The following is a 17217-nucleotide window of genomic DNA, read 5'->3' as shown; positions in this document are numbered from 1 at the left end:
CATGCTCTATCTGCTGGCCGAGCAGCTTGGCTTTCCCGGCATCCTGAACCTGATCCGCTATCTGAGCTTCCGCGCCGGCGGGGCGGTGGCGACGGCGCTGCTGCTCGGGCTGATCATCGGGCCGAAGTTCATCGGCTGGCTGCGGGTGCGCCAGGGCAAGGGCCAGCCGATCCGCACCGACGGCCCGCAGACCCACCTCGCCAAGCGCGGCACGCCGACGATGGGCGGGCTGATGATCCTGACCTCGCTCACCGTCTCGGTGCTGCTGTGGATGGACCTGCGCAGCCCCTATGTCTGGGCGTGTCTGGCGGTGACTCTGGGCTTCGGTGCGATCGGCTTCCTCGACGATTGGGACAAGGTCAGGAAGGCGAGCCATGCCGGCGTGCCGGGCAAGGTGCGGCTGCTGCTGGAGTTCATCATCGCCGGCATCGCGTCGTGGATCATCATCCAGAATAACGGCGCCAATCTCTGGATTCCGTTCGTCGCTGAGCCCGTGGCGAACCTCGGCTGGTTCTACATCGCCTTTGCCGCCTTCACGATCGTGGCGTTCGGCAATTCGGTAAACCTGACCGATGGCCTGGACGGCCTCGCGACGATGCCGGTGATCATCGCCTCGGTCGCGTTCATGATCATCGCCTATCTGGTCGGCAACGTGAAGTTCGCGACCTATCTCGGCATCCCGCACGTGCCGGGGGCAGGCGATCTCGCCATCTTCTGCGGCGCGATCGCGGGCGCCGGACTGGCGTTTCTCTGGTTCAACGCGCCCCCCGCCGCCGTCTTCATGGGCGACACCGGCAGCCTGGCGCTCGGCGGCGCGCTGGGCACCATCGCGGTCGTCGCGCACCATGAGATCGTGCTGGGGATCATCGGCGGCCTGTTCGTGGTGGAGGCGCTCAGCGTCATCATCCAGGTCTTCTTCTACAAGCGGACCGGCAAGCGGGTGTTCAAGATGGCGCCGATCCATCACCATTTCGAACAGCTCGGCTGGTCGGAGCCGACCGTCGTCATCCGCTTCTGGATCATCGCCCTGGTGCTGGCGCTGGCCGGCCTGTCGACGCTGAAGGTCCGGTGATTACGTCACGCGCCTGGGCCGGGAAGAAATACGCCGTGCTGGGCCTGGCGCGGAGCGGGCTGGCGACCGTGGACGCGTTGCTGGCGGCGGGTGCGCAGGTGTGGGCGTGGGATGGGAATGAGGCGGCTCGATCCAAGATCCTCCCCGGAATGGGGAGGGGGACCGCCGGCGAAGCCGGTGGTGGAGGGGGCCCCGGGCCCGCGCGCGTGGAGGGTCCCCTCCACCAAGCTGCGCTTGGTCCCCCTCCCCGTTCCGGGGAGGATTTGGCTGTTGCCGACCCCCTGACTCTCGACCTCACCGGCTTTGAAGCCGTCGTCGTCTCCCCTGGTGTCCCCATCAACCGGCACCCGATCGCCACGCATGCCGCCAGGCACGATGTCCCCCTGATCGGCGACATTGAACTCTTCGCCCAGGCGCGCGCCGAGCTGCCGCCGCACAAGGTGGTCGGCATCACCGGCACCAACGGCAAGTCGACCACCACTGCGCTCGTCCACCATATCCTCAAGACCGCCGGCGTGCCGACGCTGATGGGCGGCAATATCGGCCTTCCGATCCTCGCCCAGGAGCCGCTGCCCGAAGGCGGCGTGTATGTGCTGGAACTGTCCAGCTACCAGATCGACCTGACCCTCAGCCTGGACTGCGATGTGGCCGTGCTGCTCAACATCACGCCGGATCATCTGGATCGGTATGAGAGCTTCGAGGCGTATGCCGCGTCGAAGGCGCGCTTGTTTGAGATGCAATCTCCTGAGCGGGTCGCTGTAGTCGATGCTGTTGCGGAAGCAGATGAGGATGTTCTCGACAACGCAGTCGATCCGTTCATCTACATCATTGACCAAGTGGAAGTAGGCGACCAGGCAGCTTGGCCTTCATTGCAGGGCCCGCATAATTGGCAGAATGCGGCGGCGGCAACGGCGGTTTGCCGGGCGCTTGGCCTTACCAACGAACAGATCGAACACGGCCTTAGCACCTATCCCGGCCTCCCGCATCGCATGGAGCGTGTTGCGGAGCGCTCCGGCGTGCTGTTCGTGAACGATAGCAAGGCGACCAACCCGACGTCGACCGCGCCGGCGCTCGCCGCGTTCCCGAAGGTGCGGTGGATCTTGGGCGGCCTCGCCAAGACCGATGAGCTCGACGCCTGCGCGCCGCATTTCTCGCATGTTCGCTCGGCCTACACGATCGGCGAGGCCGGGGCGCTGTTCGCGCGCATCCTTGCGCCGCACATGCCGGTCGCGGAATGCGGCGTGCTCGAGGAAGCCGTGAAGCGCGCCGCCAATGACGCGGAGCCGGGGGACACGGTGCTGCTGTCGCCGGCCTGCGCTTCGTTCGATCAGTTCAAGGACTATGAGGCGCGGGGGGAAGCATTTCGCGCCGCCGTGGGGGCACTGCAATGACCGACACCGCTGCGATCCGCCGCAAGAAACAGGTGCAGAAATTCGGCCGCTCCGACCGCAGCCCGCTGGGCCTGTGGTTCTGGGAGATCGACCGCGTGCTGCTGATGCTGATCACGGTGCTGATCTCGATCGGCCTGGTCGCCGTCGCGGCCGCCAGCCCCTCGGCCGCGCATCGCTATTCCGGCGGCGACGTGACCTTCGCCCCGCTCTATTATTTCTGGCGCCAGCTCTTCTGGATCGCGCTGAGCGTGCCGGTGATGCTCTATATCTCGACCTTCTCGAAAGCGAAGGCGCGGCGGTTCGCGCTGGCGGGTGCGGCCTTCTTCACGGTGATGCTGGCCTTGGTGCCGATCATCGGCTTCGAAAAGAACGGCGCGACGCGCTGGATCGGCGTCGGCATCGGCCAGTTCCAGCCCTCCGAATTCCTGAAGCCGCTGTTGGTCGTCGCCCTCGCCTGGCTGCTGAGCTTGCGCCAGCAGGACAAGACTTTGCCGGTCGTGCCGCTCACCGGCGCGCTGGTCGGGCTGATCGCGATCCTGCTGATGAAGCAGCCCGATTTCGGCCAGACGATCGTTTTCGGTACGATGTGGATGGCGCTGTTGCTGCTGTCCGGCGTGTCAGGCCGGATCATCGGCGGGCTGGTCGGCGCGGGCTTTGCGGGGATCGTCGCCGCCTATCTCTTTTATCCGGTCGCCACGACGCGCATCAACAACTTCATTTATGGCGAGGGCGACACCTATCAGGTCGACAAGGCGCATGCGACGATCACTAATGGCGGCATCTTCGGCACCGGCCCAGGCGGCGGCACGGCCAAGTTCCAGCTGCCCGAGGCGCACACCGACTATATCTATTCGGTGATCGGCGAGGAATTCGGGCTGATCGCCTGCCTTGCCATTGCGCTGATTTTCCTCGCGATCGTGGTTCGCGTGTTCCTGAAGCTGCTCGACGAGGAAGACCCGTTCACCATGCTCGCAGCGGCCGGGCTGACCACGCAAATCGGCATCCAGGCGCTGATCAACATGGCGGTCAACCTGCAGCTCGCGCCGTCCAAGGGCATGACCCTGCCGCTGATCAGCTATGGCGGCTCGTCGATGATTGCGCTGGCGATCGGGCTCGGCCTGCTGCTCGCCTTCACGCGGCGCAATCCGTACCTCAACCGCTCGCCCTATGTGGTCAAATGGGGCGGGCAGAGATGAGCCGATACGTCCTCGCGGCCGGCGGCACCGGCGGGCACATGATTCCCGCCCATGCGCTTGCCGAGGAATTGGTGAGGCGCGGCCACAACGTCGCCCTCGTCTCGGACGAGCGCGGCATGCGCTTTCCGGGCCTGTTCGAAGGCGTCGAGACGCATGTGCTGCCGGCCGGGCGGCTGGGTGGCGGCCCGCTGGGTTATGTCCGTGCAGCACAGTCGATCTGGGCCGGTCGCGCCGAGGCGCTGCGGCTGTTCCGGGAGGATCGGCCGGCGGCGGTGATGGGCTTTGGCGGCTATCCGGCGCTGCCTTCGCTGCTGGCGGCCTTCAAGGCGAAGATCTCGACCGCGGTGCATGAGCAGAATGCCGTGCTCGGCCGCGTGAACCGGCTGGTCGCGGGCCGCGTCGATGCGGTCGCCACCGCCTATCCCGACATCCAGCGGCTGCCGCGCAAGGCCGAAGCCAAGGTGCGGCTGGTCGGCAATCCGGTGCGCGAGGAAGTGCTCGCGCTCCGCGATAAGCCCTATCCGCCGCTCGACGCCGATGGCGTGTTCCGGGTGCTGGTCACCGGCGGCAGCCAGGGCGCGACGGTGCTGTCCGACGTGGTGCCGGAGGGCCTGGGCATGCTGCCGCCGGTGTTCCGCGCGCGGCTGCAGGTGACGCATCAGGCGCGCGCCGAGGATATCGAGCGGGTGCGGGCGCGCTACGCGGACCAGGGCATTCCGGCGGAACTCGCCACCTATTTGCCCGACCTGCCGGAACGGCTCGGCATGGCCCATCTGGTGATCGCGCGCTCCGGCGCGTCGACGGTGGCGGAACTGGCGGCAGCGGGTCGCCCGGCGATCCTGGTTCCGTTCGCCGCGGCGACCGACGACCACCAGACCTACAACGCCCGCGAGCTGGTTGCGGCCGGCGGTGCCCGCTCGATCCCGCAAGCGCAGTTCACGCCGGTCGAGCTTGCCAAGCAGATGCAGAAATTGGGACTGGAGCCGGAAGCGCTCGTCAACGCCGCGCGCCGGGCAAAGGGCTGCGGCCGCCCCGAGGCGGTGCGCGATCTCGCCGACCTGATCGAGGAGATCGGGCGGTGAGGCGAAGCATCATGATCCTCCCCTGCATTGCAGGGGAGGGGGACCATGCGCAGCATGGTGGAGGGGCGTCCGCGCGAGCGGACGATCACACCCTCCGCTCCGCTTCGGGCCCCTCCACCGGCTGCGCCGGTCCCCCTCCCCTCGCAGGCGAGGGGAGGAACTGATGCGCGGCGTCGGCACCGATATCGGCACCATTCACTTCGTGGGCATCGGCGGCATCGGCATGTCCGGGATTGCCGAGGTGATGCACAATCTCGGCTATTCGGTGCAGGGATCGGACGTAGCCGAGGGCTATGCGGTCGAGGGCCTGCGCGGACGCGGCATCAAGGTGATGATCGGGCACGACGCGGCCAATGTTGAAGGTGCGGCGGTGGTCGTCGTTTCTACCGCGATCAAGCGCGAAAACCCCGAGGTCGCCTATGCCTATGAGCATCGCATCCCGGTCGTGCGGCGGGCGGAGATGCTCGCCGAGCTGATGCGCCTGAAGTCGACGGTCGCGGTTGCCGGCACCCATGGCAAGACGACGACGACATCTATGATCGCGGCCCTGCTCGACGCCGGCGGCATCGACGCGACCGTGATCAATGGCGGCATCATCAACTCCTACGGCTCGAACGCCCGCCTGGGCGCCTCCGACTGGATGGTCGTGGAGGCCGACGAGAGCGACGGCAGTTTCCTGCGGCTGGACGGCACCGTTGCCGTCGTCACCAACATCGATCCCGAGCATCTGGATCATTACGGCTCGTTCGATAAGGCCAAGGCCGCCTATCTCGAGTTTGTGCACAATGTGCCCTTTTACGGCGCGGCGGTGATGTGCCTCGACCATCCGGAGGTGCAGAACATCCTGCCGCTGATCCGCGATCGGCGCGTGGTGACCTACGGTTTTTCCGCCCAAGCCGATGTGCGGGCGACCTATGTGGCGCCCGAAAGCGGCGGCAACTGCTTCCACGTCGCGGTGCGCGGGCGGGACGGCGAAGTGCGCCCGATCGAGAATGTGCGGCTGCCAATGCCCGGCAAGCACAATGTCCAGAACGCGCTCGCGGCGATTGCGGTGGCGGTGGAACTAGGCGTGCCGGATGCGTCGATCCAGAACGGCTTCGCCCGCTTCACCGGCGTCAAGCGGCGCTTCACCAAGGTCGGCGAGGTGAACGGCGTCACCATCATCGACGATTACGGCCACCACCCGGTCGAAATCCGCGCGGTGCTGGCGGCCGCGCGGGAGGCGACGCACGGCCGCGTGATCGCGGTCTGCCAGCCGCACCGCTATACCCGGCTGCGCGACCTGCTCACCGAATTCGAAACCGCGTTCAACGATGCGGACCGCGTCTATGTGACGCCCGTCTATGCCGCAGGCGAGGCGCCGATCGACGGCGTCAGTTCAGCGGTGCTGGTGGAGGGGCTGAAGGAGCGCGCGCACCGGTCGGCGGCCGAAGTGACGGATGCCGAGGCCTTGGCTCGCGAACTCGTCGGCGTGGCGGAGCCGGGCGATCTGGTCGTGTGCCTGGGGGCGGGGGATATTACCAAGTGGGCGGCCGGGCTGGCCGACGGGATGCGGGCAATCGCGTGAGCGCCAATTCCCATCCGTTCGCTTCGAGCGAAGTCGAGAAGCCGAGTTTGAGCCGCGTGGACGCGCGTTTCTCGACTGCGCTCGAAACGAACGGAGTGAAGGGGAAGCTCACGCCCAACGCCCCGCTCGCCCCGCTAGTCTGGTTCAAGGCCGGGGGCTCGGCCGAGTGGCTGTTCGAGCCCAAGGACGCGGACGATCTCGCCGGCTTCCTCGCCAGCCTTGACCCTGCCGTTCCGGTGATGGCGCTCGGCCTCGGCTCCAACCTGATCGTGCGCGACGGCGGCGTGCCCGGCGTCGTCGTCCGGCTCGGCAAGGCATTCGCGAAGGTGGAGGCGGTGGATGTGACCACTCTGCGCTGTGGCGGCGGCGCCTCCGGCATTCTCGTCTCCTCGACCGCGCGCGACGCGGGGATCGGCGGGATCGAGTTCCTGCGCTCGATCCCGGGCACGGTCGGCGGCTTCGTGCGGATGAATGGCGGCGCCTATGGCCGTGAGGTGAAGGACATTCTCGTCGCGTGCGAGGTGGTGCTGCGCTCCGGCGAACGGCGCACCCTCGGCCTCGACGAACTCGGCTACACCTATCGTCACTCCGAGCTGCCGGAGCAGGCAGTCGTCGTCAGCGCCACGTTTCGAGGCCACCCGGCGGAACCGGCTGCGATCCAGGCGGAGATGGACCGGATCGCCGCGTCGCGCGAGGCGTCGCAGCCGCTGCGGTCGAAGACCGGTGGCTCGACCTTCAAGAACCCGCCGGGTACCAAGGCATGGGTCGAAATCGACGCGGCCGGCTGTCGGGGCCTGCAGATTGGTGACGCTCAAGTCTCTGAAAAACACTGTAACTTCCTGCTCAACCTGGGTAATGCCACGAGCGCCGACATCGAGGCGCTGGGCGAGGAAGTCCGCGCTCGCGTCAAGGCGCATTCGGGAGTGGAGCTGGAATGGGAGATCCAGCGCGTGGGGGTGATGAAGTAATGAGTGCTGCTCGCCTGTTCCCCTGCGAAAGCAGGGGTCCATTCTCGTGCCTATTGCTGGACCCCTGCTTTCGCGGGGGAGCGGAGAGGGCATGACCGCTTCCTTCCACATTCTCGTCCTGATGGGCGGCTGGTCGGCGGAGCGCGAAGTGTCGCTGATGTCGGGCGCGGGCGTGGCCGATGCGCTGGAGAGCCTCGGCTATTGCGTAACGCGGCTCGATATGGGCCGCGACGTCGCCGCGCGCATTGCCGATGCGAAGCCCGACCTCGTCTTCAACGCGCTGCATGGGACGCCGGGCGAGGACGGCTCGGTGCAGGGCATGCTCGACCTGATGGGCATCCGCTACACCCATTCGGGCATGGTCACCTCGGTAATCGCGGTCGACAAGCAGCTGACCAAGCAGGCGCTGGTGCCGCATGGCATCCGCATGCCGGGCGGCCATGTGATCAAGTCGGAGAGCCTCTATTTCGGCGATCCACTGGCGCGGCCCTATGTGCTGAAGCCGGTCAATGAAGGCTCGTCGGTCGGGGTCGCCATCGTCACCGCGGAGGGTAATTATGGCGAGCCGATCGGGCGCGATGTCGCCGGCCCGTGGCAGGAGTTCGAGGAGCTGCTCGCCGAGCCGTTCATCCGCGGCCGCGAGCTGACGACGGCGGTGCTCGGCGGCCGCGCGCTGGGCGTCACCGAGCTGAAGCCCAAGTCCGGCTTCTACGACTATGACGCCAAATATACCGAGGGGCTGACCGAGCATGTCTGCCCCGCCAACGTACCGCCCGCCATCGCCGAAGCGTGCATGGACATGGCGCTGAAGGCGCACAAGCTGCTCGGCTGCCGGGGCGCGTCGCGCTCCGATTTTCGCTGGGATGACGAGAAGGGCGTCGAAGGGCTCTTCCTGCTCGAGACCAACACCCAGCCGGGCATGACGCCGCTTAGCCTTGTCCCCGAACAGGCCAAGGCGATCGGTATGTCCTATGCCGAACTGGTCGACGCGATCGTCAAGGAAGCGCTCGACTGATGGCGTCGCGCGCGACCATCAAGCGCGGCAATTCGCGTGCGGCCCCGGCGCGGGGGCGCAAGCCGGTGAAGAAGCAGGGAATCGGTGCGCGCCTGCTCGCCGCCGCGCCGGTCAGCCCGGAAACGGTGCAAAAGGGCGTGACCTGGTCGCTGCTTGGCCTCGGCGCAGCGCTCGCGCTGCTGCTGCTGCAGGCGTTCGGCGTATTCGCGCTCGCGGGGAACGAAGTCGCCCGGGCGTTCGGCCAGGCCGGCTTCGAAGTGAAGCGCGTCGACTTGCGCGGCATTCGCAATATGGACCGGCTGACCGTCTATGCGATCGCGTTCGACCAGCATTCAATGGCGATGCCGCTGGTCGATCTCGAGACGGTGCGTGCGAAGCTGCTGCGCTATGGCTGGGTGCAGGACGCGCGGGTGTCGCGCCGGCTGCCCGACACTTTGGTCGTCGACATCGTCGAGCGCACGCCGGCTGCCGTCTGGCAATATCAGGGGCGGTTGCGGCTGATCGATGCGAGCGGCGTGGTACTGGAGGATGTCTCCGGCGACGCGACGCCTGACCTGCCGCTGCTGATCGGCCCCAACGCCAACCGCCATGCCGGCGAACTGGCGCAGCTGGTCGGCAAGGCGCCGTCGCTCAAGCCCGTGATCGCCGGCGCGAGCTGGATCGGCGAGCGGCGCTGGGATCTGCGCTTCCAGTCGGGCGAGACGCTCGCGCTGCCCGAGGGGCAGGAGGATGCCGAACGCGCGCTCGTCAAGTTCGCGCGGATGGACGGCGCACAGCGGCTGCTCGGGCGCGGCTTCCTCCGCTTCGACATGCGCGACCCGACGCGTTTCGTCGCTCGTGTCGACCGGCAGATGCACGCGATCGACGGCACCGCCGCCCAGCCGCAACCCGAACCTCCGGCCGCTGCGCCGGCCCGGACCAGCCCCGAACTTCAGAAGGTGAACGACACGATATGAGCAGGCGAGAAACCCGCGCCGCCGCCGCGCGCGCCGAAAAGCTGATCACCGCTCTCGACATCGGATCGTGGAAGGTCTCCGCGCTGATCGCCGAACGGGGCGAGGGCGGGACGCTCAACGTGCTCGGCACCGGCCAGCGCGAGAGCCGGGGCGTGCGCCGCGGCTATGTCGCCGATATGGGCGCGACCGAGCTCGCCGTGCGCGAGGCGGTGGAGCAGGCGGAGCGGATCGCCGGCGTCAATATCGAGGATGTGTGGGTCAGCTTTTCGGCGGGCGGGCTCGTCTCCAACATCGCCTCGGTCGAGGTGGAGCTAGGTGGTCACCGGATCGAGCAGGACGATATCGACCAGCTGCTTGCCGCGGGACGGGAGTCGATCGATCCGGCCGGGCGGATGGTGCTTCATGCCCAGCCCACGCTGTACGAACTCGACGGCCTTAACGGCGTGCGCAATCCCAAGGGGCTGCATGCCGACAAGCTGGGCGTGCAGATCCATGTCGTCGCCGCCGATCCGTCGCCGGTGCGCAACCTCGATCTGTGCGTCCGCAGCGCGCATCTGGAGGTGAAGGCGATCGTCGCGTCGCCGGTCGCGACCGGCATGGCGTGCCTGTCGGAGGAAGAGCGCGAGCTCGGCGTGGCGCTGGTCGAACTGGGGGCGGGGGTGACCAACGTCTCGCTGTTCGCCGGCGGCCTGCTGGTCGGGCTCGCCTCGATCCCGATGGGCGCCGCCGATATCACCGACGATATCGCCTCCGCCTTCGGCACGCGCCGGGCGCAGGCCGAGCGGATGAAATGCTTCTACGGCTCGGCGACCGCCACGCCGCGCGACAATCACGACATGATCGAGGTCGCGCCGATCTCGGCCGAGGAAGGGCAGGGCGAAGCGGCGCGGATCACCCGCGCGCAGCTGATCAGCATCGTCCGGCCGCGGCTGGAGCAATTGTTCGGCGAAGTCGGCAAGGCGCTGGAGCAGCTCGGCTTCACCCGCGGCCGTCAGGTCGTGCTGACCGGCGGCGGCGCGGAGCTGAAGGGCATTGCCGATTATGCGCAGGGACTGCTCGGACGCTCGGTCCGCGTCGGTCGTCCGCGCGGTCTGACCGGCCTGCCGGACGCGCATAGCGGCCCGGCGTTCGCGACTTTGGCGGGGCTGACCCGCTATGCGGCGTCCGATCCGATCGACCTGCGCAGCGTGTCGTTCGATCGCGGACAGCAGGTCATCCGGCCGAGCGGATCGGCCTTGATCCAACGGCTGGTGACGGCTTTCCGGACAAACCTGTGAATAATGTGTGGACGAGTTAACTTTTCGGTCGATTTGGCGAGTCGGCTGATTCATATGGAACGTTGCAATGGGGGCGATCGCTTCGCCGGCGAAAAGCGATAGGAGTCAGTGAGATGAGCATCGAATTCATTCCGCCCGAAGTGGACGAGCTGAAGCCGCGCATCAGCGTGATCGGCGTCGGGGGCGCCGGCGGCAACGCGATCGCGAACATGATCGCTTCGAACGTGCAGGGCGTGGACTTCCTCGTCGCCAATACGGACGCGCAGGCGCTGAACGCCTCGCCGGCCGACAGCCGCATCCAGCTCGGCCTGAAGATCACGCAGGGCCTTGGCGCCGGCTCGCGTCCCGAAATCGGCCGCGCGGCGGCGGAAGAGACGATCGAGCAGGTCGAGCGGGCGCTCGACGGCGCGCATATGTGCTTCATCGCGGCCGGCATGGGCGGCGGCACCGGCACCGGTGCGGCCCCCGTCATCGCCAAGGCGGCGCGTGAAAAGGGCATCCTGACCGTCGGCGTCGTCACCAAGCCGTTCAGCTTCGAAGGCTCGCGCCGGATGAAGTCGGCCGAGGCCGGCATTGCCGAGCTGCAGAAGCATGTCGACACGCTGATCGTCATCCCGAACCAGAACCTGTTCCTGATCGCCAACCCGAACACGACCTTCAAGGAAGCGTTCCAGATGGCCGACCAGGTGCTGCAGCAGGGCGTGCGCGGCATCACCGACCTGATGGTCATGCCGGGCCTCATCAACCTCGACTTCGCCGACGTGCGCTCGGTGATGGGCGAGATGGGCAAGGCGATGATGGGCACCGGCGAGGCGTCCGGCGACAACCGCGCCATCGAGGCGGCCGAGCAGGCGATCGCCAATCCGCTGCTCGACGGCGTCAGCATGAAGGGCGCCAAGGGCGTGATCGTGTCGATCGTCGGCGGCGAGGACATGCGCCTGATGGAGGTCGACGAGGCCGCCAATCACATCAAGGAACTGGTCGATCCGGACGCCAACATCATCTGGGGTTCGGCGTTCAACAACGAACTGGAAGGCAGGATCCGCGTCTCGGTCGTCGCGACCGGCATCGAGGCGGAACAGAGCGTGCAGCCCGAACCGGCGCGCGTCTTCTCCTTCCCCGGCACCAAGAAGGCCGACGAGCCGCGTCCGTTCGTGATGCCATCGGTTGCCCGTGCTGCCGAGCCGGCTCCGGAGCCGGTCGCGGCCGCGCCGGTTCAGCCGGAGCCGGCGCCCGAGCCGGTCGCCGAGGAAGAGCCGCTCACGCTCGACGCGCCAATCGAGGAAACGGCGGCGGACGAGCTGGTGCTCGACGCGCCCGAGCCGCTGATCGACGAGGAACTGACCGGCAACCGCCGCTGGTTCGGCGCGCCCAAGGCGGAAGACAAGCCGGAGCCCGCTCCTGCACCGGCCGCAAAGCAGGGTGGCGGCACCTTGTTCGAGCGCATGTCGTCGATCGCGCGCGGCAATGCCAAGGCGCCGGGCATGGACGAAGAGGAGCGTGGCGACCCCCTCGACATACCTCGCTTCCTGAACCGGCAGAATAACCAGTAAGCTGGCCCTGCCTCGCCATGCGACCACATGGCGAGGCAGGCGCTGGTCGCCCGCGCTGCACATCCTGCCGCGCCGCCGCGCCGTTCAGATTGTCCTAAGCCGAGCGGGCGCATCTATGATGATATCGTGATCCGCTCACTTTCCCGTACCGCCAGCTTCGGCCTCGGCGCGCTGCTGCTCGCCTCCGCCTCGATTGTCTCCGCCCAGTTCGCGGAGCGGCCAGCCGACCGCCTGTCGCGCTATCTGCGTGAGTTGGCGTCCAATCCGGAGAGCCTGTCCGCGCTGATCGGCGCCGGCCAGGCGGCGCTCGAAGTGGGCGATGCCAATGCAGCCCTCGGCTTTTTCGCCCGCGCCGATGAACGCTCGCCCCGCAATGGTCAGGTAAAGGCTGGGCTTGCCCGCGCCTTCCTGATGACCGACCAGCCGCGCGACGCGCTGCGAATGTTCGACGCGGCGCGGCAGCTGGGCATTCCCGACGCCCAGATCGCCGGCGATCGCGGTCTGGCCTATGACCTGCGCGGCGAGAACCGGCGTGCGCAGCAGGATTATGCGCTGGCGCTGAGCCGCGCGCCGAACGACGAAGTGACCAAGCGCTATGCCCTGTCGCTCGGCATCACCGGCGAGCGCGATCAGGCGCTGAAACTGCTCGACCCGCTGCTCTACAAGCGCGACCAGGCGGCGTGGCGCGCGCGCGCCTTCGTGCTGGCGATGACCGGCGACCTGCGCGGCGCCAGCGCCATCGTCCACCAGGTGATGCCGGAGCGGATGGCGCAGACCATGGACCCGTTCATGGCCAAGCTGGCCGCGCTCACGCCGGCGCAGAAGGCCGCCGCCGTGCATCTGGGCGAAATGCCCTCCAACGTCCGCTACGCGGCGAACACGACCGTTCAGCCCCCGCTCCCCCAAGTGGTCCCGTCCCCCACGCCAACGGCATCGCGCACGCCGGAATCGCGCGAGCCACGGCGTCGCCCGGGTACGGTGCTGCCGGTGGCTTCGCCTCCGCCCAACCGCACGACGCGAGTCGCCGTCCGGCCCACGCCGACACCCATCCCGGTGCCTACGCCTACTCCACCCCCGCCGCCGGTGCAGGTGGCTCTCGTGACGCCTCCGCCCACGACAGTGGCCGCGCCGCCGCTGGCGAGCTTGCCGGTGGACCAGCGCGGCGATCTCGATGCGATCATGCGCGAAGTCCGCGCCGCCGCGGAGGAGCAGGGCGGGGCACGGCCCACCGTGCGCGTGACGCAGACTGCTCCGGCTCCGCGGGTTACGCCGACTCCGCGGCCTTCGCCGACGCCGCGCCCGACCCCCGCGCCGACACCGACCAAGGCTGTTACCAAGGCGCCGGAGCTCGCCAAAGCCGACCCGAAGAAAGATCCGATCAAGGCGAAGGCCGACGCCAAGAAAGCGGAGGCGGCCAAGGCCAAGGAAGCGGCCAAGAAGAAGCCCGAGCCGCCAAAGCATCCCGCGCGCATCTGGGTGCAGGTCGCGGGCGGAGCGAATGTCGGCGCGCTGCCCAAGGAATGGGCGAGCCTGTCCGGCAAGGCACCGGAGCTGAAGGGCAAGGGGCCGTGGACCGCGAAGAACCGCGCGACCAACCGCCTGCTCGCCGGCCCGTTCAAGAGCCAGTCGGAGGCACAGGCGGCGGTCTCCAAGCTGCGCAAGGCGGGCGTCGGTGCGTTCCAGTGGAGCAGCGACGAGGGAGAAGCGGTCGAGAAGATTGGGGGCAAATGAGGGCGCTCAGCTCCTGGGCCTGCGATCCGGCGCACAGTCGTGGCCGTCTCCATCCCGAAGAACGCGCCGCGCTGCGCGGTCCCCGCGACGAGTATCAGCGCGATCGCGACCGGATCATCCACTCGATCCCGTTCCGGCGCTTGCGGCACAAGACGCAGGTATTCGTGGCGCCGGACGGCGATCATTTCCGCGTCCGCCTGACCCACAGCCTGGAAGTCGCGCAGATCGGCCGCACCATCGCCCGCGCGCTCGGGCTGAACGAGGATCTGACCGAGGCCCTGTGCCTGGCGCACGACATCGGCCACCCGCCGTTCGGCCATTCCGGCGAGGAGGCGCTGCAGGCCGCGACGGTAGCGGCCGGGGGCTTCGATCACAACGCCCACACGCTGCGCGTGCTGATGAAGGTCGAGAAGCCTTATCCGCGCTTCGACGGGCTGAACCTGACCTGGGAGACGCTGGAAGGCCTCGCGAAACATAACGGCCCGGTCGCGAACCCGAGCTGGGCCATGACCGAGGCGAATGCCGCCTTTCCGCTCGAGCTCGGCAGTTGGCCGTCGCTGGAGGCGCAGGTCGCCGCCGTCGCCGACGACATCGCCTATGACAATCACGACATCGACGATGGCCTGCGCGCCGGTTTGCTGAGCCGCGAACAGATCATGGAGGTGCCGCTGGTCGCGCGCGGCTGGCGCACCGCGGCCGAGCGTTACCCCGATATCAGCGAACGCCGGCTGCTATCCGAACTGGTCCGTTCGCAAATCGGGCTGATGGTCAACGACCTGATCGCCGAGACCCGCCGCCGCATCCGCGAGGCCGGCGTAAGATCGGTCGAGGATGTGCGCGCCGCGGGCCACGCGCTGGTCGGTTTCAGCCACGCGATGCAGGCCGAGGAGCGGGAGCTCAAGGCTTTCATGTACCGCGAACTCTATCACCACCCGCGCCAGCTGGCGGCATCCGAGGCTGCGGCAGTGATGGTGTCGGGCCTGTTCGCCGCCTATTCCGCCGATCCCGGGGCGCTGCCGGACGGGTGGCGCGAGACGCTGCCGCCGGAAGAGCCGGAGCGGAGCCGGCACATTGCCGACTTCATCGCCGGCATGACCGACCGCTATGCCATCGCCCGCTATCGCGAGCGGGTCGGGCCGATCGACTTGCCCGAGGGCTTCTAGGCCCCCGCCCTTCGGCAGGGGCCCCGGCCTTACCGAGCAGCGACCTGCACTGTGGCGTTCGAGGCCGCTTCGCGGACGTAGAAGGACACCGAGCGGCCGTTTACCGTACCATTTACGCGTCCGTTCTTCACGAACAGGCGGAACGGCTCTCCATTCGAACGGCCCTCGATAACCTGCCCGCCACGCTGCTCAGACACGGTATAGCGATAGCTGACGCCGTCCTGTGTGAACTGCTTCTGCCGATCGGCAGCGTGGGCGAGGGCGGGAATAAAGAGGGCGGCGACAAAGCCTGCAACGCGTCTCGACATGACACTTCTCCTGCAATCGGAAAGCTCAGTCGGGCATCCCCTCGCAGGTCTTATGCTGCGCTGCACAATAATTTCGCAACCGCAAAAACTGCCATTACGATTGCAGAAAACGCAACTGCGGGGAAACCGGCACATTGCCCTGCGGCTTTGCTGGCGGTCGGCGCCCGTTCTGGTTTAAGGCGCCGCTTCCCACAGGATGGACCGAGTAACTTGACGCTTCACGCCCATTTCACTGCCGCGATCGGCGCCGTGCTGGACCAACTGACCGCGGAAGGCGCTTTGCCTGCCGGGCTGGCGCGTTCGGGCCTGACGGTCGAGCCGCCCCGGGACCCCGCCCATGGCGATCTCGCGACCAACGCGGCGATGGTGCTCGGCAAGCCGGCCGGCACAAATCCCCGGACGCTCGCCGAACTGATCGTCGCGAAGCTCCGCGCGGTTCCCGGCGTGATCGAGGCAGAGATTGCCGGGCCCGGATTCATCAATCTGCGCTTGTCGGATGACAGCTGGCGGGACGAACTGCGCGCCATCCACGCGGAGGCGGCGGACTATGGCCGCTCGACCATCGGCAAGGGCAAGCGGGTCAATGTCGAATATGTGTCCGCCAACCCGACCGGCCCGATGCATATGGGCCATTGCCGGGGTGCCGTGGTCGGCGACGCGCTCGCGGCGCTGCTCGAATATGCCGGGCACCAGGTGGTCCGCGAATATTATGTCAACGATGCCGGCGGCCAGGTCGACGTGCTCGCCCGCTCGGCGCACCTGCGCTACCGCGAGGCGCTGGGCGAGGACATTGGCGAGATTTCCGAGGGGCTTTATCCCGGCGAATATCTGAAGCCGATCGGCGAGCAGCTCGCGGCCGAGTTCGGCGACCGCTATCGGAACGCGCCGGAAGGCGAATGGCTGGCGCTGTTCCGCGCCCGCACGGTTGCCGCGATGATCGCGCTGATCAAGGCCGACCTGGCGCTGCTCGGCATTCATCACGACCTGTTCTCGTCCGAGGCGGAGCTGCAGGCGGCGGGCAAGCCGGAAGAGGCGGAGGCGTGGCTGCGCGCGCGCGACCTCGTCTATGACGGCGTGCTCGAAGCCCCGAAGGGCGAGACGCCGGAAGATTGGGAGCCGGTCGAGCTGCCGCTGTTCCGCTCGACCAAGTTCGGCGACGATCAGGACCGGCCGATCAAAAAGTCGAACGGGCAATGGACCTATTTCGGCGCCGACATGGCCTATCACTTCCAGAAGGCGCAGCAAGTCGACGCGCTGATCGACATCTGGGGCGCCGACCATGCCGGCACCGTCAAGCGGATCAAGGCGGCAGTGGCGGCGCTGACCGAGAACAAGGTGCAGTTCGACGTCAAGCTGATCCAGATGGTGCGGCTGCTGCGCGCGGGCGAGCCGGTCAAGATGTCCAAGCGGGCGGGCAATTTCGTCACGCTCGCCGATGTGGTGCGCGAGGTCGGCAAGGACGTGGTGCGCTTCACCATGCTGACCCGCAAGGCCGACGCGCAGATGGACTTCGACTTCGCCAAGGTGGTCGAGGCGTCGAAGGACAATCCCGTCTTCTATGTGCAATATGCCCATGCCCGCATCTGTTCGATCCGGCGCCGGATCGCGGAGGCCGGGATCAGCTGCGGTGCGCCCGACCTGGAAAGGCTCGACGGGGAGGAGCTCTCGCTGGTAAAGCTCGCGGCGCAGTTCCCACGCGTGGTCGAGGGCGCGGCGACGGCACGCGAGCCGCACCGGATCGCCTTCTACCTCTATGACCTGGCCGCGGCCTTCCATGCCTTCTTCAACATGGGCAATGACCGGCCGGACCGGCGCGTGCTGGTGGCGGATGATGCCCAAACGACTTGCGCACGGCTTTATCTGGTCGAGGCAATCGGGCAGATCATCCGCAACGGCCTCGCCATCATGGGGGTGGCGGCGGTCGAGGAGATGAACTGA

The 17217-nt window shown here is 67.6% G+C and carries 14 protein-coding genes; 13 read left to right on the top strand and 1 reads right to left on the bottom strand.

The features are described 5' to 3' along the window. Position 1: 1 nt before the first annotated feature. From mraY to HJG53_RS04550, 12 genes are all read left to right on the top strand, one after another. Positions 2-1072: a phospho-N-acetylmuramoyl-pentapeptide-transferase gene (gene mraY / locus HJG53_RS04605; RefSeq protein ID WP_171127966.1), complete on the top strand. Its 1071-nt coding sequence runs from the start codon at positions 2-4 to the stop codon at positions 1070-1072. Continuing rightward, positions 1069-2463, top strand: a complete 1395-nt coding sequence (gene murD / locus HJG53_RS04600; protein ID WP_368039503.1) for a UDP-N-acetylmuramoyl-L-alanine--D-glutamate ligase — start codon at positions 1069-1071, stop codon at positions 2461-2463. Before mraY ends, murD begins: the two co-directional genes overlap by 4 nt. Then, complete coding sequence (locus HJG53_RS04595) at positions 2460-3659, top strand: FtsW/RodA/SpoVE family cell cycle protein (RefSeq protein WP_171127965.1); 1200 nt, start codon at positions 2460-2462, stop codon at positions 3657-3659. Before murD ends, HJG53_RS04595 begins: the two co-directional genes overlap by 4 nt. Then, positions 3656-4741 carry an undecaprenyldiphospho-muramoylpentapeptide beta-N-acetylglucosaminyltransferase gene (gene murG / locus HJG53_RS04590; RefSeq protein ID WP_254447495.1) on the top strand — a complete coding sequence of 362 codons (1086 nt, stop codon included), beginning with the start codon at positions 3656-3658 and terminating at the stop codon, positions 4739-4741. Before HJG53_RS04595 ends, murG begins: the two co-directional genes overlap by 4 nt. Before the next feature lie 163 nt (positions 4742-4904). After that, positions 4905-6308, top strand: a complete 1404-nt coding sequence (gene murC / locus HJG53_RS04585; RefSeq protein WP_171127963.1) for a UDP-N-acetylmuramate--L-alanine ligase — start codon at positions 4905-4907, stop codon at positions 6306-6308. Between the two features lie 95 nt (positions 6309-6403). Then, positions 6404-7276 carry a UDP-N-acetylmuramate dehydrogenase gene (gene murB / locus HJG53_RS04580; protein ID WP_171128192.1) on the top strand — a complete coding sequence of 291 codons (873 nt, stop codon included), beginning with the start codon at positions 6404-6406 and terminating at the stop codon, positions 7274-7276. Between the two features lie 91 nt (positions 7277-7367). Further along, positions 7368-8291 (top strand): D-alanine--D-alanine ligase, encoded by a 924-nt coding sequence (locus HJG53_RS04575; protein ID WP_171127962.1) that lies wholly within the window; start codon positions 7368-7370, stop codon positions 8289-8291. After that, positions 8291-9247 (top strand): cell division protein FtsQ/DivIB, encoded by a 957-nt coding sequence (locus tag HJG53_RS04570; protein WP_171127961.1) that lies wholly within the window; start codon positions 8291-8293, stop codon positions 9245-9247. The genes HJG53_RS04575 and HJG53_RS04570 overlap by 1 nt, the downstream gene beginning before the upstream one ends. After that, the gene (gene ftsA / locus HJG53_RS04565; RefSeq protein WP_171127960.1) at positions 9244-10524 is read left to right on the top strand and encodes a cell division protein FtsA; all 1281 of its coding nucleotides are present in this window, start codon (positions 9244-9246) and stop codon (positions 10522-10524) included. Before HJG53_RS04570 ends, ftsA begins: the two co-directional genes overlap by 4 nt. 113 nt (positions 10525-10637) lie before the next feature. After that, positions 10638-12077 carry a cell division protein FtsZ gene (ftsZ, locus tag HJG53_RS04560; protein ID WP_171127959.1) on the top strand — a complete coding sequence of 480 codons (1440 nt, stop codon included), beginning with the start codon at positions 10638-10640 and terminating at the stop codon, positions 12075-12077. A gap of 126 nt (positions 12078-12203) precedes the next feature. Further along, a complete protein-coding gene (locus tag HJG53_RS04555) occupies positions 12204-13808 on the top strand; it encodes an SPOR domain-containing protein (RefSeq protein WP_171127958.1) in 1605 nt (534 codons plus the stop codon). After that, the gene (locus tag HJG53_RS04550) at positions 13805-14971 is read left to right on the top strand and encodes a deoxyguanosinetriphosphate triphosphohydrolase (RefSeq protein ID WP_171127957.1); all 1167 of its coding nucleotides are present in this window, start codon (positions 13805-13807) and stop codon (positions 14969-14971) included. Before HJG53_RS04555 ends, HJG53_RS04550 begins: the two co-directional genes overlap by 4 nt. Before the next feature lie 29 nt (positions 14972-15000). Here the strand turns inward: HJG53_RS04550 and HJG53_RS04545 are convergent, their stop codons facing one another. Further along, the gene (locus tag HJG53_RS04545) at positions 15001-15279 is read right to left on the bottom strand and encodes a hypothetical protein (RefSeq protein WP_171127956.1); all 279 of its coding nucleotides are present in this window, start codon (positions 15277-15279) and stop codon (positions 15001-15003) included. A 210-nt stretch (positions 15280-15489) separates the two neighbouring features. Here HJG53_RS04545 and argS point away from each other — a divergent pair, with 210 nt between their 5' ends. Then, positions 15490-17217, top strand: coding sequence for an arginine--tRNA ligase (gene argS, locus HJG53_RS04540; RefSeq protein ID WP_171127955.1), 1728 nt, complete (start codon positions 15490-15492; stop codon positions 17215-17217).

The organism is Sphingomonas sp. ID1715 (assembly GCF_013044515.1).
Classification (GTDB): domain Bacteria; phylum Pseudomonadota; class Alphaproteobacteria; order Sphingomonadales; family Sphingomonadaceae; genus Sphingomonas_B.
The sequence above is the reverse complement of the archived record's forward strand: the minus strand, read 5'-3'. Positions and strand labels throughout refer to the sequence as shown.

Coding starts and splice junctions, on each gene's coding strand:
- ftsA (WP_171127960.1), top strand. CDS start 9,244: ATGAGCAGGCGAGAAACCCGCGCCGCCGCCGCGCGCGCCGAAAAGCTG.
- murC (WP_171127963.1), top strand. CDS start 4,905: ATGCGCGGCGTCGGCACCGATATCGGCACCATTCACTTCGTGGGCATC.
- HJG53_RS04575 (WP_171127962.1), top strand. CDS start 7,368: ATGACCGCTTCCTTCCACATTCTCGTCCTGATGGGCGGCTGGTCGGCG.
- HJG53_RS04595 (WP_171127965.1), top strand. CDS start 2,460: ATGACCGACACCGCTGCGATCCGCCGCAAGAAACAGGTGCAGAAATTC.
- HJG53_RS04545 (WP_171127956.1), bottom strand. CDS start 15,279: ATGTCGAGACGCGTTGCAGGCTTTGTCGCCGCCCTCTTTATTCCCGCC.
- murG (WP_254447495.1), top strand. CDS start 3,656: ATGAGCCGATACGTCCTCGCGGCCGGCGGCACCGGCGGGCACATGATT.
- HJG53_RS04570 (WP_171127961.1), top strand. CDS start 8,291: ATGGCGTCGCGCGCGACCATCAAGCGCGGCAATTCGCGTGCGGCCCCG.
- mraY (WP_171127966.1), top strand. CDS start 2: ATGCTCTATCTGCTGGCCGAGCAGCTTGGCTTTCCCGGCATCCTGAAC.
- ftsZ (WP_171127959.1), top strand. CDS start 10,638: ATGAGCATCGAATTCATTCCGCCCGAAGTGGACGAGCTGAAGCCGCGC.
- HJG53_RS04550 (WP_171127957.1), top strand. CDS start 13,805: ATGAGGGCGCTCAGCTCCTGGGCCTGCGATCCGGCGCACAGTCGTGGC.